Consider the following 14,813-nt stretch of genomic DNA (forward strand, 5'->3'; position numbering starts at 1 on the left):
GTTCTGAGCATGGAGACATCAGACCTCACGCGGGCGAGTGCGGCCGCGGCCTCGGTAGCGGCCTCGCTCGGCCTGCCGGTCGACGACGCAACCGTTCTCCACGACTCGAACAAGCTGGCGCTGCGGCTGACACCGTGCGACACCTTCGCCCGGGTCGCCCCTGTGGGACAGGAGGTCGCCCGGTTCGAGGTCGAGCTCGCCCAGCGGCTCACCGGGAACGGAAGCCCGATGTGCCCCTTGGAGCCTCGGGTGGAGCCGCGTGTGTACACGCGCGACGGCTTCGCGATCACACTGTGGACCTACTACGAGCCGGTGGCGCCCCGCGTCCCACCGGTCGACTACGCCGAGGCGCTGGAACGGCTGCACGCCGGCATGCGCGAGGCCGGCATGCCGAGCCCCCGGTTCACGGACCGGGTCACGGAGGCGCAGGAGATCGTCGCCGACCCCGACCGCTCGCCGGACCTCGCCGACGCTGACCGCGCCTTCCTCGGCGGCAGGCTGACCGGCCTGCGGCGAGCGGTCGAGGAGCGCGGCGCCGTGGAGCAGCTGCTCCACGGCGAGCCGCATCCGGGCAATGTGCTCGCCACGGGGAACGGCCCGTTGTTCATCGACCTCGAGACGTGCTGCCGCGGCCCCGTCGAGTTCGACCTCGCCCATGTGCCCGAGGCGGTCTGCGGGCACTACCCGGACCTCGACCGAGGGCTGCTGGACGACTGTCGGCAGCTCGTCCTCGCGATGGTCGCCGCGTGGCGCTGGGACCGCGGCGACGGGTTTCCGAAGGGAAGGCTGTTCGGAGAGGCACTCCTGCGCGCGCTGCGCGACGGCCCTCCCTGGCCGACCCTCGACGTGATGGGCGAGCGCCTGGACCTGTGAGACCGGGTTCTGCCCGACTCGGCCGGGCCACACGCCGCCCCCGAGGACTCGAAACGAGATCCCACCCGGCTTCGGCTTCAGGGCTCCTCACCGAGCGGAATGGTGACGCAGCCGGTCCCTCCCAGGTCCAGCACCACCCCGTGCGGGGTACGGACCAGGCGGAGCACCAGCACCGCGCATCCCGGACAGCGGGCGACCAGCCCGGGTCCGTCCGCGTACACCAGCAGCTGAGCGCACACCCCCTCGTCCCCGCAGACCGAGCAGAGCCGCGCGGCCGCGGTCAGGTCCACGCTGAACACCTCCGAGAGCGGCCCGGCGAGCACGTTCCCGTCCAGACGGGTCGGTCGGGTCATCGTCCGCCTCCACTCCCGTAGCGTTCGGTGCGAATCCGGCGCGGGTCGTGCCCCAGGGCGATGAGCCCGTCCGCGACGGTCTCCACGAACCCCGTGGGCCCGCACACGTAGCACAGGGGCGTGAACTCGGCCGGGAAGCCGTGGGTGTTCAGGTCCGCCACGCTCAACCGTTTCGCGCCGCGCACCGAACCCGGCGGGGCGCTGCGGGTGTAGGCGAGGAAGACGTCCACGCCCGGGTCCGATGCCGCCCCGAGGTCCCCGGCGTAGTAGCGGTCGTCCGGCGATCTGAGCGAGTACAGGATCCGGAACAGGGCCCGGCCCCCGGTGCGGCGGCGCTCGCGGACCATCGACGCGAGCGGTACGACACCGGAGCCGCCGCCGACGAGAACGACCGGATCGGGGTCGGCCGTCCGCCAGACGAACCACCCGCCCAGGGGGCCGCGCACCCGCACCCGGTCCCCGGGGCGGAACTCCTGGACCAGGTACGGGGAGACCTCCCCGCCGGGTGCCAGCTGGACGGTGAGTTCCAGCCGGTCCGGTCCGGAGGCGGAGGCGATGGAGTAGGAGCGCTCGGCGGTGTACCCGTCCTCCGCCCTGAGCTGTACGTCCACGTGCTGTCCGGGCCGGTGCCCGGCCCAACCCGGGACCGAGAGGACCAGGGTGCGGGCGGTCGGGGTCTCCCACCGGTCGGCCTCCAGGGTGGCCGTGGTCCAGGAGGGCATCGGTCAGTCCCCCCGGTAGCGCTGTTCACGCCAGGGGTCGCCGTAGTCGTGGTAACCGGCCTGTTCCCAGAACCCGGGTTCGTCCCCGGGGGTCAGGGTCAGGCCCTTCACCCACTTGGCGGACTTCCAGAAGTACAGGTGCGGGACGAGCAGGCGGGCCGGCCCGCCGTGCTCGGCGGCCAGGGGCTCGCCGTCGAAGGTGTGGACGATCCACGCCTGCCCGTCGGTGAGGTCCTCCAGCGGCAGGTTCGTGGTGTAACCACCGTAGGAGTGGGCCACCGCGTAGTCGGCGGTGCTCTCCACGTCGGCCAGCAACGTGTCCACGGAGACGCCGACCCAGTCGGTGTCCAGTTTGGACCAGCGGGTGACGCAGTGGATGTCCACGTGCGGCCGTTCCTGAGCCAGTCCGAGGAACTCGTCCCAGGTCCAGCTGTGGGCGGTCCCGGTCTCGGTGGTGACGGTGAAGGCCCAGTCGTCGGTGTCGACCCGCGGTGTGGGGCCCACGCTCAGCACCGGGAAGTCGTGGGCCTCGTACTGCCCCGGCGGGATGCGGGCCGGGTCGCCGCCGCGCCGCCCGTGGAAGCCTCTGGTGATGAGATTCATGCCTGTCCTCGGTCGGGTAGGTGCCGGTGACCAGGCACCTACCCGGAGACCCGGGCGGCTAGGGGAAGGAACGGGCAAGGAAAGGCCAACCCGTCCCATGTACGGAACCGGGGATTCCAGTGCTGGTGCCCCGGTTCCGCAAGGTTCGGGGAAAGCCGGCTTCTGTGGTGGGCGCTACGGCCGGATCAGGCGAGCGGGTCGGACTCGGGGACGGTGTCCCTCGCGGGCGGCCGGGTCATGGTGAACATGACCAGCAGACCCAGGGTGGAGCTGCCGAACAGCAGCAGTCCCATCGGGATCGCCGTGGTCTCGTCCAGGCCGACCAGGGGCGCGACCGCGGCGCCGATGATCATCGGAAGGGCGCCGAGGAGGGAGCTGGCGCTTCCGGCCCGGTTCTCCTGGCCTTCCATGGCCAGGGCGAAGGAGCCGGTGAGGACCATGCCCATGCAGGTCATGTAGACGAAGATCGGCACGACCAGGAGCACCAGCGGGCCCTGGAGGAACGCCGTGGTGAGGACGACCGCGGTGGCGGCCACCGCCACCGCCACGGCGAGACCGAGGAGGGCGCGCTCGCCGAACCGTTCGCTGAGGCGGCCGACGGCGGCGCTGCCCATGATGATGGCGATGCCGTTGACGCCGAAGAGGAAGCCGAACACCTGCGGGGACACCCCGTACAGGTCCTGGTAGACGAACGGCGTCCCGGCGACGTAGGCGAAGCTACCGCCGTGCAGCAGGCCGACGATGAGGGTGTAGCCGAGGTAGCGGCGGTCGCTCAGCAGGACGCCCATGGTGCGCAGGCTGCCGCCGAAGGTGCCGGGGATGCGCCGCTCCGCAGGGAGGGTCTCGGGCAGTCGGAGAGCCACGACCAGGGCGATCACGGCGCCGAGCAGCCCGAGGGTCCAGAAGATGCTGCGCCAGGTCGCGGAGGGCAGCAGGAGGACTCCGCCGCCGACCACCGGGGCGACCATGGGCGCGACCGCGACCACCACCATGATCAGGGCGAAGAAGCGGGTGAGCGCGGAGCCGTCGAAGACGTCGCGCACCACCGCGCGGGAGAGCACCACGCCGGCGCTGGCGGTGAAGCCCTGGAGGAAGCGCCCCAGTACCAGGACGGCGGTGTTCGGAGCGAGGGCGCACAGGGCCGAGGCGAGGACGAACAGGGCGATGCAGACCAGGAGCGGGCCCCGCCTGCCCTGGGAGTCGCTGATCGGGCCGATCACCACCTGGCCGACCGCGAGGCCGACCAAACAGCTGGTGAGGCTCAGCTGCACCTGGGAGGCGTTGGCCCCGAGGTCGGCGGAGATCTCCGGGAAGGCCGGGAGGTACATGTCGATGTTGAGCGGGCCCAACACCGTCAGCATGGCGAGGAGGAGGGCCAGACCCAGGCGTGCACGGCCGGTGGGGTTGTGGAGCATCGGGTCTCTCTGTGGCGCGGGGTGGCGGGGTGGAGCCCACCCACGTTACCCAGCGCCGTCCTCCCGGTTCCCTGTCCAGTCGCCAATCTGACTGTGATGTGTCAGGTGTCGCGCTCGTCCTTCCGGGCCTGGACGGCGGTGATGGCGACGGTGTTGACGATGTCGCGCACGGTCGCCCCGCGGGAGAGGTCGTTGACGGGTTTGCGCAGGCCCTGGAGGACCGGCCCGATCGCGACCGCGCCGGCGCTGCGCTGCACGCCCTTGTAGAGGGTGTTGCCGGTGTTGAGGTCGGGGACGACGAAAACGGTGGCGCGTCCGGCGACGGTGCTGTCGGGGAGCTTGGTGTGCGCCACCCCGGGGTCGATGGCGGCGTCGTACTGGATGGGCCCCTCCAGCTCCAGGTCGGGGCGGGCCTGCCGGACCTGGTCGGTGGCGGCGCGGACCTTGTCGACGTCCGCGCCGGTCCCGGAGGCCCCGGTGGAGTAGGAGAGCATCGCCACCCGGGGCTGGACGCCGAAGCGGGCGGCGGTGTCGGCGGAGCTCGCGGCGATCTCGGCGAGCTGCTCGGCGGAGGGGTCGGGCACCACAGCGCAGTCGCCGTAGACCAGGACCCGGTCGGCCAGGCACATGAAGAACACGCTGGAGACCAGGCCCGAGCGCAGGATCTCGAAGGAGGGGCGGACGGTCTGGGCGGTGGTGTGCACGGCCCCGGAGACCATGCCGTCCGCGAGCCCGCAGTGCACCATGAGCGTGCCGAAGTAGGAGACCTCGCGGACGGTGTCGCGGGCCAGGTCGACGGTGACGCCCTTGTGCGCGCGCAGGGAGGCGTACTCCTCGGCGAAGCGGTCGCGCAGTTCGGAGCTGTCCGGATCGATCACGTCGACGGCTCCCAGGTCGAGCCCGAGGTCGTCGGCCCGGGCCCTGACCTCGCGCGGTGAGCCGAGGAGGGTGAGGTCGACGACGTCGCGGCGCAGCAGGAGGTCGGCGGCTCTCAGGACCCGCTCCTCGGTGCCCTCGGCCAGCACGACCCGCCTGCGGTCGGCGCGGGCCCGGTCCAGGAGCGTGTACTCGAACATGAGCGGGGTGACGGCGCCGGTGCGCGTCACCCGGAGGCGGTTGAGCAGTTCGGGACCGTCGACGGCGGTGCCGAAGGTGGCCAGGGCGGACTCGATCTTCTTGTCCGAGAGCGGGGCCAGACCGCCCCGGACGGGGGCCAGGCGGGTGGCGGCGGTGTAGGTGTCGAGCGGGGTGGTCAGGACCGGCAGGCGTACGTCCATGCCGGTGAGCAGGCGCCAGACCGGCTCGGGCATCTCGGTGTCGCCGGTGAGCACGACCCCGGCCAGGGACGGGAAGTCGGGTGAGGTGTGCGCGGCGAGCAGGGCGGGCAGCAGCGATCCGGCCCGGTCCGCGGTGAGCAGGACCAGGCGGTCGGCGGTCATCCGGTCCAGGAGGGCGGGCAGCGACATCGACGCGATGTCGACCCCGGAGGTCTCCCGGGCCAGGCGTTCGGCGTCGCCGAACAGCAGACGGGCGTCGCAGGCCCGTTGGAGGTCGCGGACGGTGGGCGAGCTCAGGCCGGGGACGTCGGGCAGGACGTAGGCGATGCCCTCCAGGCGTTCGCGCAGCCCGCTCGTCCCGTCGGGGTGGACCCGGTCGACGACGGTGGCCAGGCGGGTGGCGTGCTCGCGGGCGAGTTCGGCGTGGACCACGGCGATCTCGCTGCGGACCCCGGCCGTGCCCCGGTCCGCTCCGGAGACCACGAGCAGGACCGGGGTGCCGAGGTTGGCGGCGACGCGGGCGTTGAAGGCGAACTCGGTGGCGGTCACCGCGTCGGTGTAGTCGGTGCCCACCACGACCACGGCGCTGTGGCGGGCGCTCAGGGCCCCGTAGGCGGCGACGATCTCCGACATCGCCTCCTCGGGGTCGGTGTGCACCCGCTGGTAGGTGACCCCCACGCAGTCCTCGTAGGGGTCGCCCAGCCCGAACCGGCGGCGCAGCGTCTCCAGCAGGGGGTCGCGCCCCTGTTCGGCGACGATGGGCCGGAACACCCCGATCGAGTCGACCGTCCCGGCCAGGAGCTCGGTCATCCCGAGCGCGATCGTCCTCTTGTCGCTCTCCGCGTCACTCGACGCGACGTAGACCCCTGTCACTGTTGACCCCAGTTCCCCGGGCCGGCCCGGATCGTCAGAGCACCGCCGTCAGAAGAGCACCGACATGACCTCTCCGACCTGCCGGAAACCGACCCGCTGGTAGGTGGCGCGGGCCGGGGTGTTGAAGTCGTTGACGTACAGCGTCACCCGGGGCGCGATCTCCGCCAGCGCGTAGTCGACCACGGCCGCCATGCCCGCGCTCGAGTGGCCCCGGCCGCGCAGGTCCGGGTGGACCCAGACGCCCTGGACCTGGCAGGCGTGCTGGGTGACGGCGCCGATCTCGGCTTTGAACACCACACGGCCGTCCTCGATCCGGGCGAAGGCCCGGCCGGTGCGGACCAGTTCCTCGACCCGGGCCCGGTAGAGGGCGCCGCCGTCGCCGGAGTCCGGCGGGACCCCGACCTCCTCGGTGAACATGGCGACGCAGGCGGGCACCAGGGTGTTGAGTTCGGAGATGCGGACGCGGCGCACCAGCGGGTCGGGGTCGACGGCGGGCGGGCCGTCGATCTCCAGGACCGGTTGACTGGCGCGGATGACCCGCGCGGGCCCCCAGGCCGGGGTGACCTGCTGCCAGAAGTCGCTGACCGCCTCCACCGGGCCGACGATCGAGGAGCAGCGGCGGCCGCGCCAGCGGGCGTGGTCGGCGAAGCTCCGCACGGCGGCGGGGCCGGCGTTGACCGGGACGAGGTTGGCGCCCGAGTAGCACAGGGCGGTCAGCCTGCCCCGTTCCGTGTGGCCCCAGACCTCGGCGCCCACGCCGCCCCCGGAGATACCGGTGGCCATCAGGCGTGAGGCGACGAAGACGTTGCCCACGGGGTCGGCGTCCAGAAGCGCACGGACAGCCTCCCTGTCCCGCTCACCGAGAACCCGAACCGCCGAGGTCCGCAGCATCGCATCTCCCCCATCTACCCGGTCACCGTGCCCGGCGGGATACCGGTACGGCTCGTGGGCCCACGACGAATTCGCGCCGGTTCCAGCCTATTAGACCGACTCCACTCGCTCACCTGGCAGTCCCGGCCCGGAGGTCCGGGCCGGGGCGTCCGGCTCACCCGGAGGTGTCGAGTCCGATCGGTCCGAGCCGGTCCACCGGCGCGTGGGGGGCGCTCTGCACGGTGCGCGGCTGGGGTTCGGGCCGGGCGTCGCAGGTCAGGTCGGGACCTTCGGCACCGCGTTCGGGCAGGGTCCCTTCCCGGAGGTAGGCGACCACGGCCTCGTCCACGCAGGTGTTCCCGGTGAGGGCGACGCCGTGGGTGAGGCCGCCGTCCTCGATCACCAGGGAGGAGCCGGGCAGGCGGTCGCGCAGGGCGTACGAACCCTCCACCGGGGTGGCGCCGTCGCCGGTGGCGTGCACGATGAGCACGTCGCCGTCGTAGGCGGGGTGCTCGTAGGGCCCGTCGCCGACCTGGAACCAGGGGTCGGACTCGCCCTCCCAGGAGGCACAGGGCGCGTTGTACCACATGTTGTGCCAGCCCATGAAGGGTGCGTCCTCGTGCGTCTCCTCGGCGTCCGCGTGCCAGGTCCGCCAGTTGCGGGGCCACTCGGTGTCGGTGCACTGGACCGCGAGGTAGCCGCCGTAGCCGGGGTCGCTGTCGGCGTCGTCGCCGTAGGCCTCGTGCAGGGCCAGGAGCGGGGCCGGGTCGCCGTCGTTGATCCGGGCGGCCAGGGCTCCCGCGGCGGAGGGCCAGGTGTTGCCGCTGTAGGCGACGACGATGACGGCGCCCTCCAGCTCGGTGGGGCCGACCGTGTCGTCCAGCGGGTTCTCGCGCAGCTCGGCGCGCAGGGCGTAGTAGGCGTCCGCGACGGTCTCGCCGTCGGTGCCCAGGCCGTAGGTGTCGTCGTGGCGGGCGACCCAGTCGAAGAAGTTCTGGGCGGCGCGGTCCAGGGACCGGCTCTGGACGAGGTTGCTCTCGTACCAGGGGTTGTCCGGGTTGACCACGCTGTCCAGGACCACGGCGCGCACGCTGTCGGGGTAGAGCGAGGCGTAGACGGTGCCGAGGTAGCTGCCGTAGGAGTAACCGAGGTAGTCGACCCGGTCGAGGTCGAGGGCGACCCGGATGGCGTCCATGTCGTGCGCGGTGTCCTCGGTGCGCATGTGGTCCAGGAGCGGGCCGGCCTCCTCGGCGCAGGCGGCGGCGTAGGCCTCGGCGTCCAGGCGCAGGGCCTGCTCCTCGGCGGCGTCGGCCGGGACGGTGTCCTTGCGGACGGGGGTGAAGAAGTCGGGGTCGCAGGTGACGGCGGGGGTGGAGGCGCCCATGCCGCGCGGGTCGAAGGCGACCACGTCGTAGGTCTCGCGGAGCTCCTCGGGCATGCGGTTGTGGGTGTGCGCCGCCCACATGCGCCCGGCGCTGCCGGGGCCGCCGGGGTTGACCAGCACCGTGTGCTCGGCGGTGCCCGTGGCGCGGACCCGGGAGAGGGCGATCTCGACCGTTTCGGCGAGGTCGCCGACGCGTTCGCCGTCGGTGGTCCTGGCCATGGGGACGGTGATGGTGGCGCATTCGAGTTCGGCGTCACCGACCGGTTCGAGGTCCTCGCAGGGCTGCCAGTCGATTGCCTTCTGGTCGATCCGGGTGGTCGGCGCGGCGGCCCCCTCAGCGGGGGCGGCGTGTGCCGTCGGCACGGCCACCAGGGAGGCCAGGAGCACCCCGGCGGAGACGGTCGCCCACTGCGTGCACACTGTTCGCACTCGATTACCCCCGATGACTGCCAGGTTGTCCCATGCATTGTCTCCGCTACACAGCGTGACATAAGGAAGCGACACGGGCCCCAGCCGGGCACTCCCCCGGTAACATGTGCCCTGGTCGGATCAGACATGGACAAAGGGGCACAATGCGGCTTGATCGTGTCGACGAGCGGATCATCGCGGTTCTCGGCGCGGACGCGCGGATGAGTTTTGCGGAGATCGGCGGCGAGGTCGGCCTCAGCCCCTCCGCGGTGAAGCGCCGGGTGGACCGCCTGGTCGAGTCCGGCGCCGTGCGCGGGTTCACCGTGGTCGTCGAACCCCAGGCGATCGGCTGGACCACCGAGGCCTTCATCGAGCTCTACTGCCGTGCGCGCACCTCACCCGGTGAGATCCGCGTCGGCCTGGCCGGTTACGCGGAGATCACCTCGGCCTGCACGGTCACCGGCGAGGCCGACGCCATAGTGCAGGTCCGCGCCCGCGACACCCACCACCTGGAGGAGGTCATCGAGCGCATCGGCGCCGAGCCCTTCGTGGTGCGCACCAAGAGCACCCTGGTCCTGTCCCGCCTGGTCGACCAGCCCATCCTCGCCGGCACCGCCGACCTGCCCTAGAAACGCGCCCCGGCAGGTCCGGTTGAGCCATGGCACAGCCGGTCACCAGTACAGCCACGAGGCCCAGAGGGTCCCCAGCCACAGGAACCCCAGAGTCACCAGGATCAGCAGCGCGGGCGAGAGCCACCGGCTGCGGCGCAGCTCCACCAGGCCGTCGTCCTCCCACACTCGGTACTCGGCGGTGGCGTCGACCTCCGCGGTGATCCGCTCCGCCAGCCGCTCGGCCGCGTCGTTGCCGAGGAAAGCGGTCGCACCGGAGCGCTGGTAGGTCCTGACGGTGAGACCGCCGCCGTTCTTCAGGGCGACCAGGATCTTGCCGTCGGGCATGACCCGGGCTCCGGTGACGTCCAGCCAGCGAACCCTGGAGACGGCCGTCCAGCCACCCGTCGTCATCCCCTTCTCCCCCAGTCGGGTCCAGAAGGTGAACGCGCTCATGGACCAGCCCCAGAAGAGCAGGACCACCACGGCGAAGAGGGGGATCGACAGCCACGGTCGGGCCCCCAGCTCGACGGCCAGGTCCAGCAGGAAGAGGCAGGCCACGAGGACCACGGGCAGGGCCAGCGCCGTGGCCGGGGACCAGAAGATCTTGGCAGGGGGTGCCGGGGAACTCATGGGGGATTCCCGTCAGGAGGCCGTGGGTCCGGGGCGGGGGCCGGAACGATCAGAAAACGCATACCCGCACGGATCACCCCGAAAACCCGAAGGACCCCGGTCGCGCCGTCAGGGGGCGCTTCCGGGGTCCGGGAGAGGCCCGCCGGGGGCCTCGGAGGTTGCCGTCAGTCCTCGGGGAGGGTGACCGGGGCCAGCTCGTCGAACAGGTCGCCCGGGCCGGGGTTGGTCGGGTCGGTCTCGCCGCCGAAGTGGTGCATGACGCCCCACACCGCGTTCAGGGCGGTCTGCACCGCGCCCTCGGCCCAGCCGGCGGTCCAGGACACGTCGTCGCCGGCGAGGAACAGCCCGCGGTGGCGCTCGTCCAGGTCCTCCTGGTGGAAGTGCGTGAACAGGCGGCGCTGGTACCGGTAGTGACCGGGCAGGTTGGCCTTGAACGCGCCCATGAAGTACGGCTCGTCCTCCCAGGAGACCGTGATCGGGTCGCCCGTGATGTGGGAGCGGACGTCCAGGTCCGGGTAGATCTTGCCGAGCGAGGCCAGCATGACCTCCAGGCGCTCGTTGGCCGACAGCGGCAGCCACTTGAGCGAGTCGTCGCACCAGGTGTAGGACATGCAGATCGCGGCGGGGCCGTCCGGGTCCTCGCCCTCCAGCAGGTAGGTGCCCCGGGTCATGCGGTCGGTGAGCGTCATGCTCATGACGTCGCGGCCGGTCTCGGGGTCCTTGTCCCGCCAGAACGCGCGGTCCACGGGGACGAACAGCTTCGAGGACTCCATGTAGTGGGTCCGCTCGATCGCCGTCCAGTGGTCGATCGGCAGCAGGTCGTCGTCGCAGTCGATCTTGGACAGCATCATCCAGGACTGCGCCGTGAACACCGCCGTGGGGTAGGTGCGGGTGGAGCCGGAGGAGTCGGTGACGGTGATGTTGCCCGCCGGGTTGCCCTTGGCGGCGGTCCGGCGCAGCGCCGTCACCGCCGGGCGCGGCTCACCGCCGTGCAGCGAGGCCAGGGAGGTGCCCTGCGCCCAGTGCACGAGCTTGTCCGGGGCGTGCTCCCACAGGCGTGTCGGGAGCTGGTCCACACCGCCGACGATGCCCATGTGGTCGTCGTCCGCACCCGTGTAGGTGACCCGCAGGATCTCCAGGATGGAGTTGGGGAAGTCGGTGTCCCAGCCGCCGGTGCCGAAGCCCACCTGGCCGAAGACCTCCCGGTTGCGGAAGGAGGAGAAGCCCGGGGACTCGCACAGGAAGCCGTAGAAGGTCTGGTTGTCCAGCTTCTCGACCAGCCGGTTCCAGATCTCCTTCTGGGTGGCGACGTCCCGCTCGCGGATCGCCTTCTGCATGCGGGTGTGCTCGACGCTCTCCAGGGTCTGGTCCCAGGCGCGCGCCACGTCCCGGTAGACCTCGGGCAGGTCGTCCAGGTGCGTCGCGTAGTGCGACTCGCCCTTGAGGTCGACGACGGTGCTCGGGGTGGCGGCCGCGAGCGGGTTCGGGAAGGCGTTGGTCCGCAGGCCCATCAGGTCCGCGTAGTGCCAGAAGGAGGTGGAGGTCGGCGGGAAGCGCATCGCGCCCATCTCCGCGACCACGTCGGCGGGGGCTCCGGGCAGGCGCTCGGTGCGCAGGCGTCCGCCGATCCGGTCGGCCTCGTACACGACCGGCTTCAGGCCCATCTTCATGAGCTCGTAGGCGGTGACGATGCCGGACAGGCCGCCGCCGATGACCGCGACCTCGGTGCCGTGGTGCTCGGCGGGGACCTGGCCCAGCCCGGCGGGGTGCGCCAGGAACTCGTCGTAGGCGAACGGGAAGTCGGGCCCGGACATGGTCAGCGGACGGTCGTCCGCCGGGGTGGCGGTCACGGGCGCGGTACCGGCGGCTGTGGGCACGGCAGACGTCATGGGCCCTCCTTCACTGGGCTGGGATACGGGTCGAAGAGGTGGGGAGGAGTGGTGCGGGTGTCAGGGTGCGGGCGCGGTGGCCGGAGCGGAGTACAGCTCCGGGCGGCGGTCACCCAGGTAGGAGAGTTCGGCGCGGGAGGCCTCGGTCGCGGCCGGGTCGACGTCGCCGACCAGCAGGGCCTCCGTGGGCCCGGCCCGCAGGATTTCGGTGCCGTCGGGGCCCACCAGCGCGCTGAGGCCGACGTAGTCGAGGTCGCCCTCGGTGTCGCAGCGGTTCACGTAGGCCAGGTGGATCTGGTTCTCCATGGCGCGGGCCGGCACCAGGAGGGTGGCCACCGAGGTGTTCGGCCCCATCAGGGCGGTGGGCACGACGAGGAGGGTGGTCCCGGCCAGCGCGTGCGCCCGCACGGCCTCGGGAAACTCCACGTCGTAACAGACCAGGAGGCCGATCCGGTGGGCGCCGAGGTCCACCTGGACGACCAGCTCGTCACCGGCGCTGAACAGGTCCCGGTCCAGGTCCCCGAAGAGGTGCGTCTTGCGGTAGAGCGCGCGGGAGGACCCCGCGGCGTCCACGAACCGCACCGCGTTGTACACGTTCCCGTCGGCCAGCTCGGGGAAGCCGTAGACGATCGCCACGCCGGTGTCGGCGGCGATCCGTGAGACGGCGTCGAAGAGCGGTCCGTCGGCGGGCTCGGCCAGCCGTGCGGCCTCGGAGCCGATGTTGTAGCCGGTCAGCGACATCTCCGGGGTGACCAGCAGGGCGGCTCCGTCGGCCGCTGCCGCACGGGCCCGTTCCCGGAGCCGGTCGAGGGAGGACGCGGGGTCTCCGCTGAGCCCCGTGCCCTGGTCGAGGGCCACGCGCAGTGGTGCGGTCACCGCTTCCACCTCCCGGTGTGTCGTCGCTGGTCGGCCGCGTCCACTCTAGGTGGGAGAAGGCGTGGGAACCGTGTGTCGGACGCGCACTCTGTTGCGAGTTGGCGCCGAACCGCCGTGGTTCGTTGCGCCCCCGCGCACGATCGCGCCCGATACCCTCACCGGACCCCGTGGGGCCCTGGCCACCAGGGAGAACAGCGGGGCGGGGCCGGGGATTCCCCCGACCCCGCCCCGTGGGACGTGTCTCGGCCCGGGTCAGGCGCGGACCTCGAAGGCCGGTTCGGTCTCCAGCGCGGAGCGGCGCATGCTGTAGCCGAAGTAGATGGCCAGGCCGACCACGAGCCAGGCACCGAAGGCCACCCACACGCTGAGCGACATGCTGAACATCAGGTACGCGCAGGCCAGGACACCGAGGACCGGAGTGACCGGGGCGCCGGGCATCCGAAAGGCGCGCTTGAGGTCCGGGCGGTTCCTGCGCAGCACCAGGACGGCCACGTTGACCAGGGCGAAGGCGAAGAGCGTGCCGATCGCGGTGGCGTCGGCGAGCGGGCCGAGCGGGACGAGCGCCGCCAGGAGCGCGATGAACACCGAGGTGATGACGGTGTTGGCGCGCGGGGTGCCCTTGGCGTCGAGCTTGGAAAAGGCCGCGGGGATGAGCCCGTCGCGGGACATCGCGAAGAGGATGCGGGTCTGGCTGTAGAGCACGACCAGGACGACGCTGGCCAGGGACAGGACGGCGCCGGCCGCGAAGATGACCGCCCACACCGGGGTGCCGGTGACCAGGGTCAGGATCCCGGCCAGGGAGGTCTGCCCCTCGGCGAACTCGGTCCAGTTCAGGGCGCCGACGGCGCTGAAGGCCACCAGGCAGTAGATCGCGGTGACCACGATCATCGAGAACATGATGGCCCGCGGCAGGTCGCGCTGGGGGTTCTTGGCCTCCTCGCTGGCGGTGGAGGCGGAGTCGAAGCCGATGTAGGAGAAGAACAGGGTGGCGCCGGCGGCGGAGACACCGGCCATGCCCATCGGCATGAACGGGGCGAAGTTGCCGTCCTGGACGGCGGTGATCGCGATGGCCACGAACATCACCAGCACGGCGACCTTGATGACGACCATGACGGCGTTGACGCGGGTGCTCTCGCGGACCCCGGCGAGCAGGGCGAACATCGACAGCAGGACCACGACGGCGGCGGGCACGTTGATCAGGCCGCCCTCCATGGGTCCGGCCAGCAACGCGCCGGGCAGCGCCAGGCCCGTGGTCAGGTGGAGGAGCTCGTTGATGTACTGGCCCCAGCCGACGCCGACCGCGGCGACGGAGACGCCGTAGGTGAGCATCAGGCACCAGCCGCACACCCAGGCCATGAACTCGCCCATGGTGGCGTAGCTGTAGGAGTAGGCCGAGCCGGAGGCGGGGATCATCCCGGCCATCTCGGCGTAGGCGAGCGCGGAGAAGAGCGCGGTGACACCGGCCAGGACGAACGCCAGGATGACGGCGGGACCGGCGATCGGGACGGCCTCGCCCAGGACGACGAAGATGCCGGTGCCCAGGGTGGCGCCGATGCCGATCATGGACAGCTGCCAGAAGCCCATGGTGCGGCGCAGGCCGTTGCCGCTCTCGGTCTCCGCCACCAGCTTCTCGACCGGCTTGCGCCGGCTCAGGCGCTGCCCGAGCGTGGGCGCGGCCGCGCCCACCGGCGCGGGGGTCTTCTGGTCCACCACGAAATGACTCCTCGACGTTCTGCGGGGTGGGCACACCGGATCGGCGCCGTCTCGAATCAACGGCGCCCCAAATGTGCCCTAGGCAACGGTAATGGTGTTGCCTGAGTAACATGACCCACATTCGTTGCATTTGTCCGCTTGAAGCGCCGAAAACGTGCGTGCTGACGCAAGAAAACGCACATCGGAGTGATGCATGTCATATGAGGTGACTCACGGTGATCATCACCGTGTGACCTGCGAGAACACCGAAGCGGGGCCACCGGTAGGTGTAAGCCCCCAGGACCCCTGAGTGTTCCGGACACAGCAGAGGGGGAGC

General features: G+C 71.5%; 13 protein-coding genes. 2 read left to right on the forward strand and 11 right to left on the reverse strand.

The window, feature by feature from the left end; genetic code table 11:
• The first annotated feature begins 9 nt into the window (after positions 1 to 9).
• A complete protein-coding gene (locus D458_RS0101550; protein WP_026118891.1) occupies positions 10 to 873 on the forward strand; it encodes an aminoglycoside phosphotransferase family protein in 864 nt (287 codons plus the stop codon).
• A 77-nt stretch (positions 874 to 950) separates the two neighbouring features.
• On the opposite strand, the gene D458_RS0101555 is transcribed toward D458_RS0101550, so the two are convergent.
• The 7 genes from D458_RS0101555 to D458_RS0101585 all read right to left on the reverse strand — a co-directional run bounded on the left by D458_RS0101555 (position 951) and on the right by D458_RS0101585 (position 8,790).
• The gene (locus D458_RS0101555; protein WP_017584969.1) at positions 951 to 1,226 is read right to left on the reverse strand and encodes a DUF6510 family protein; all 276 of its coding nucleotides are present in this window, start codon (positions 1,224 to 1,226) and stop codon (positions 951 to 953) included.
• Entirely contained in the window at positions 1,223 to 1,948 is a 726-nt protein-coding gene (locus D458_RS0101560) for an FAD-binding oxidoreductase (protein WP_017584970.1), read from the reverse strand. The genes D458_RS0101555 and D458_RS0101560 overlap by 4 nt, the downstream gene beginning before the upstream one ends.
• Before the next feature lie 3 nt (positions 1,949 to 1,951).
• On the reverse strand, positions 1,952 to 2,551 hold the full coding sequence (locus tag D458_RS0101565; protein ID WP_017584971.1) for a sulfite oxidase-like oxidoreductase: 600 nt from the start codon (positions 2,549 to 2,551) through the stop codon (positions 1,952 to 1,954).
• A 185-nt stretch (positions 2,552 to 2,736) separates the two neighbouring features.
• Positions 2,737 to 3,966: a Bcr/CflA family efflux MFS transporter gene (locus tag D458_RS0101570; RefSeq protein ID WP_017584972.1), complete on the reverse strand. Its 1,230-nt coding sequence runs from the start codon at positions 3,964 to 3,966 to the stop codon at positions 2,737 to 2,739.
• 101 nt (positions 3,967 to 4,067) lie between these two features.
• A complete protein-coding gene (gene pta, locus D458_RS0101575; protein WP_017584973.1) occupies positions 4,068 to 6,116 on the reverse strand; it encodes a phosphate acetyltransferase in 2,049 nt (682 codons plus the stop codon).
• 48 nt (positions 6,117 to 6,164) lie between these two features.
• The gene (locus D458_RS0101580; RefSeq protein ID WP_017584974.1) at positions 6,165 to 7,007 is read right to left on the reverse strand and encodes a GNAT family N-acetyltransferase; all 843 of its coding nucleotides are present in this window, start codon (positions 7,005 to 7,007) and stop codon (positions 6,165 to 6,167) included.
• Positions 7,008 to 7,161: 154 nt separating this feature from the next.
• Positions 7,162 to 8,790 carry an alpha/beta fold hydrolase gene (locus D458_RS0101585; RefSeq protein WP_017584975.1) on the reverse strand — a complete coding sequence of 543 codons (1,629 nt, stop codon included), beginning with the start codon at positions 8,788 to 8,790 and terminating at the stop codon, positions 7,162 to 7,164.
• Positions 8,791 to 8,942: 152 nt separating this feature from the next.
• Here D458_RS0101585 and D458_RS0101590 point away from each other — a divergent pair, with 152 nt between their 5' ends.
• Positions 8,943 to 9,407: an Lrp/AsnC family transcriptional regulator gene (locus tag D458_RS0101590; RefSeq protein ID WP_017584976.1), complete on the forward strand. Its 465-nt coding sequence runs from the start codon at positions 8,943 to 8,945 to the stop codon at positions 9,405 to 9,407.
• Between the two features lie 42 nt (positions 9,408 to 9,449).
• Here the strand turns inward: D458_RS0101590 and D458_RS32770 are convergent, their stop codons facing one another.
• The 4 genes from D458_RS32770 to D458_RS0101610 all read right to left on the reverse strand — a co-directional run bounded on the left by D458_RS32770 (position 9,450) and on the right by D458_RS0101610 (position 14,497).
• Positions 9,450 to 10,019 carry a hypothetical protein gene (locus D458_RS32770; RefSeq protein ID WP_017584977.1) on the reverse strand — a complete coding sequence of 190 codons (570 nt, stop codon included), beginning with the start codon at positions 10,017 to 10,019 and terminating at the stop codon, positions 9,450 to 9,452.
• Positions 10,020 to 10,183: 164 nt separating this feature from the next.
• On the reverse strand, positions 10,184 to 11,908 hold the full coding sequence (locus tag D458_RS0101600) for a flavin monoamine oxidase family protein (RefSeq protein ID WP_026118892.1): 1,725 nt from the start codon (positions 11,906 to 11,908) through the stop codon (positions 10,184 to 10,186).
• 60 nt (positions 11,909 to 11,968) lie between these two features.
• The gene (locus D458_RS0101605; RefSeq protein WP_017584979.1) at positions 11,969 to 12,784 is read right to left on the reverse strand and encodes a carbon-nitrogen hydrolase family protein; all 816 of its coding nucleotides are present in this window, start codon (positions 12,782 to 12,784) and stop codon (positions 11,969 to 11,971) included.
• A 252-nt stretch (positions 12,785 to 13,036) separates the two neighbouring features.
• On the reverse strand, positions 13,037 to 14,497 hold the full coding sequence (locus D458_RS0101610) for an amino acid permease (RefSeq protein WP_017584980.1): 1,461 nt from the start codon (positions 14,495 to 14,497) through the stop codon (positions 13,037 to 13,039).
• Between the last annotated feature and the right edge of the window lie 316 nt (positions 14,498 to 14,813).

This window comes from Nocardiopsis ganjiahuensis DSM 45031 (assembly GCF_000341085.1).
In the GTDB taxonomy this organism is placed as follows: Bacteria; Actinomycetota; Actinomycetes; order Streptosporangiales; family Streptosporangiaceae; genus Nocardiopsis; species Nocardiopsis ganjiahuensis.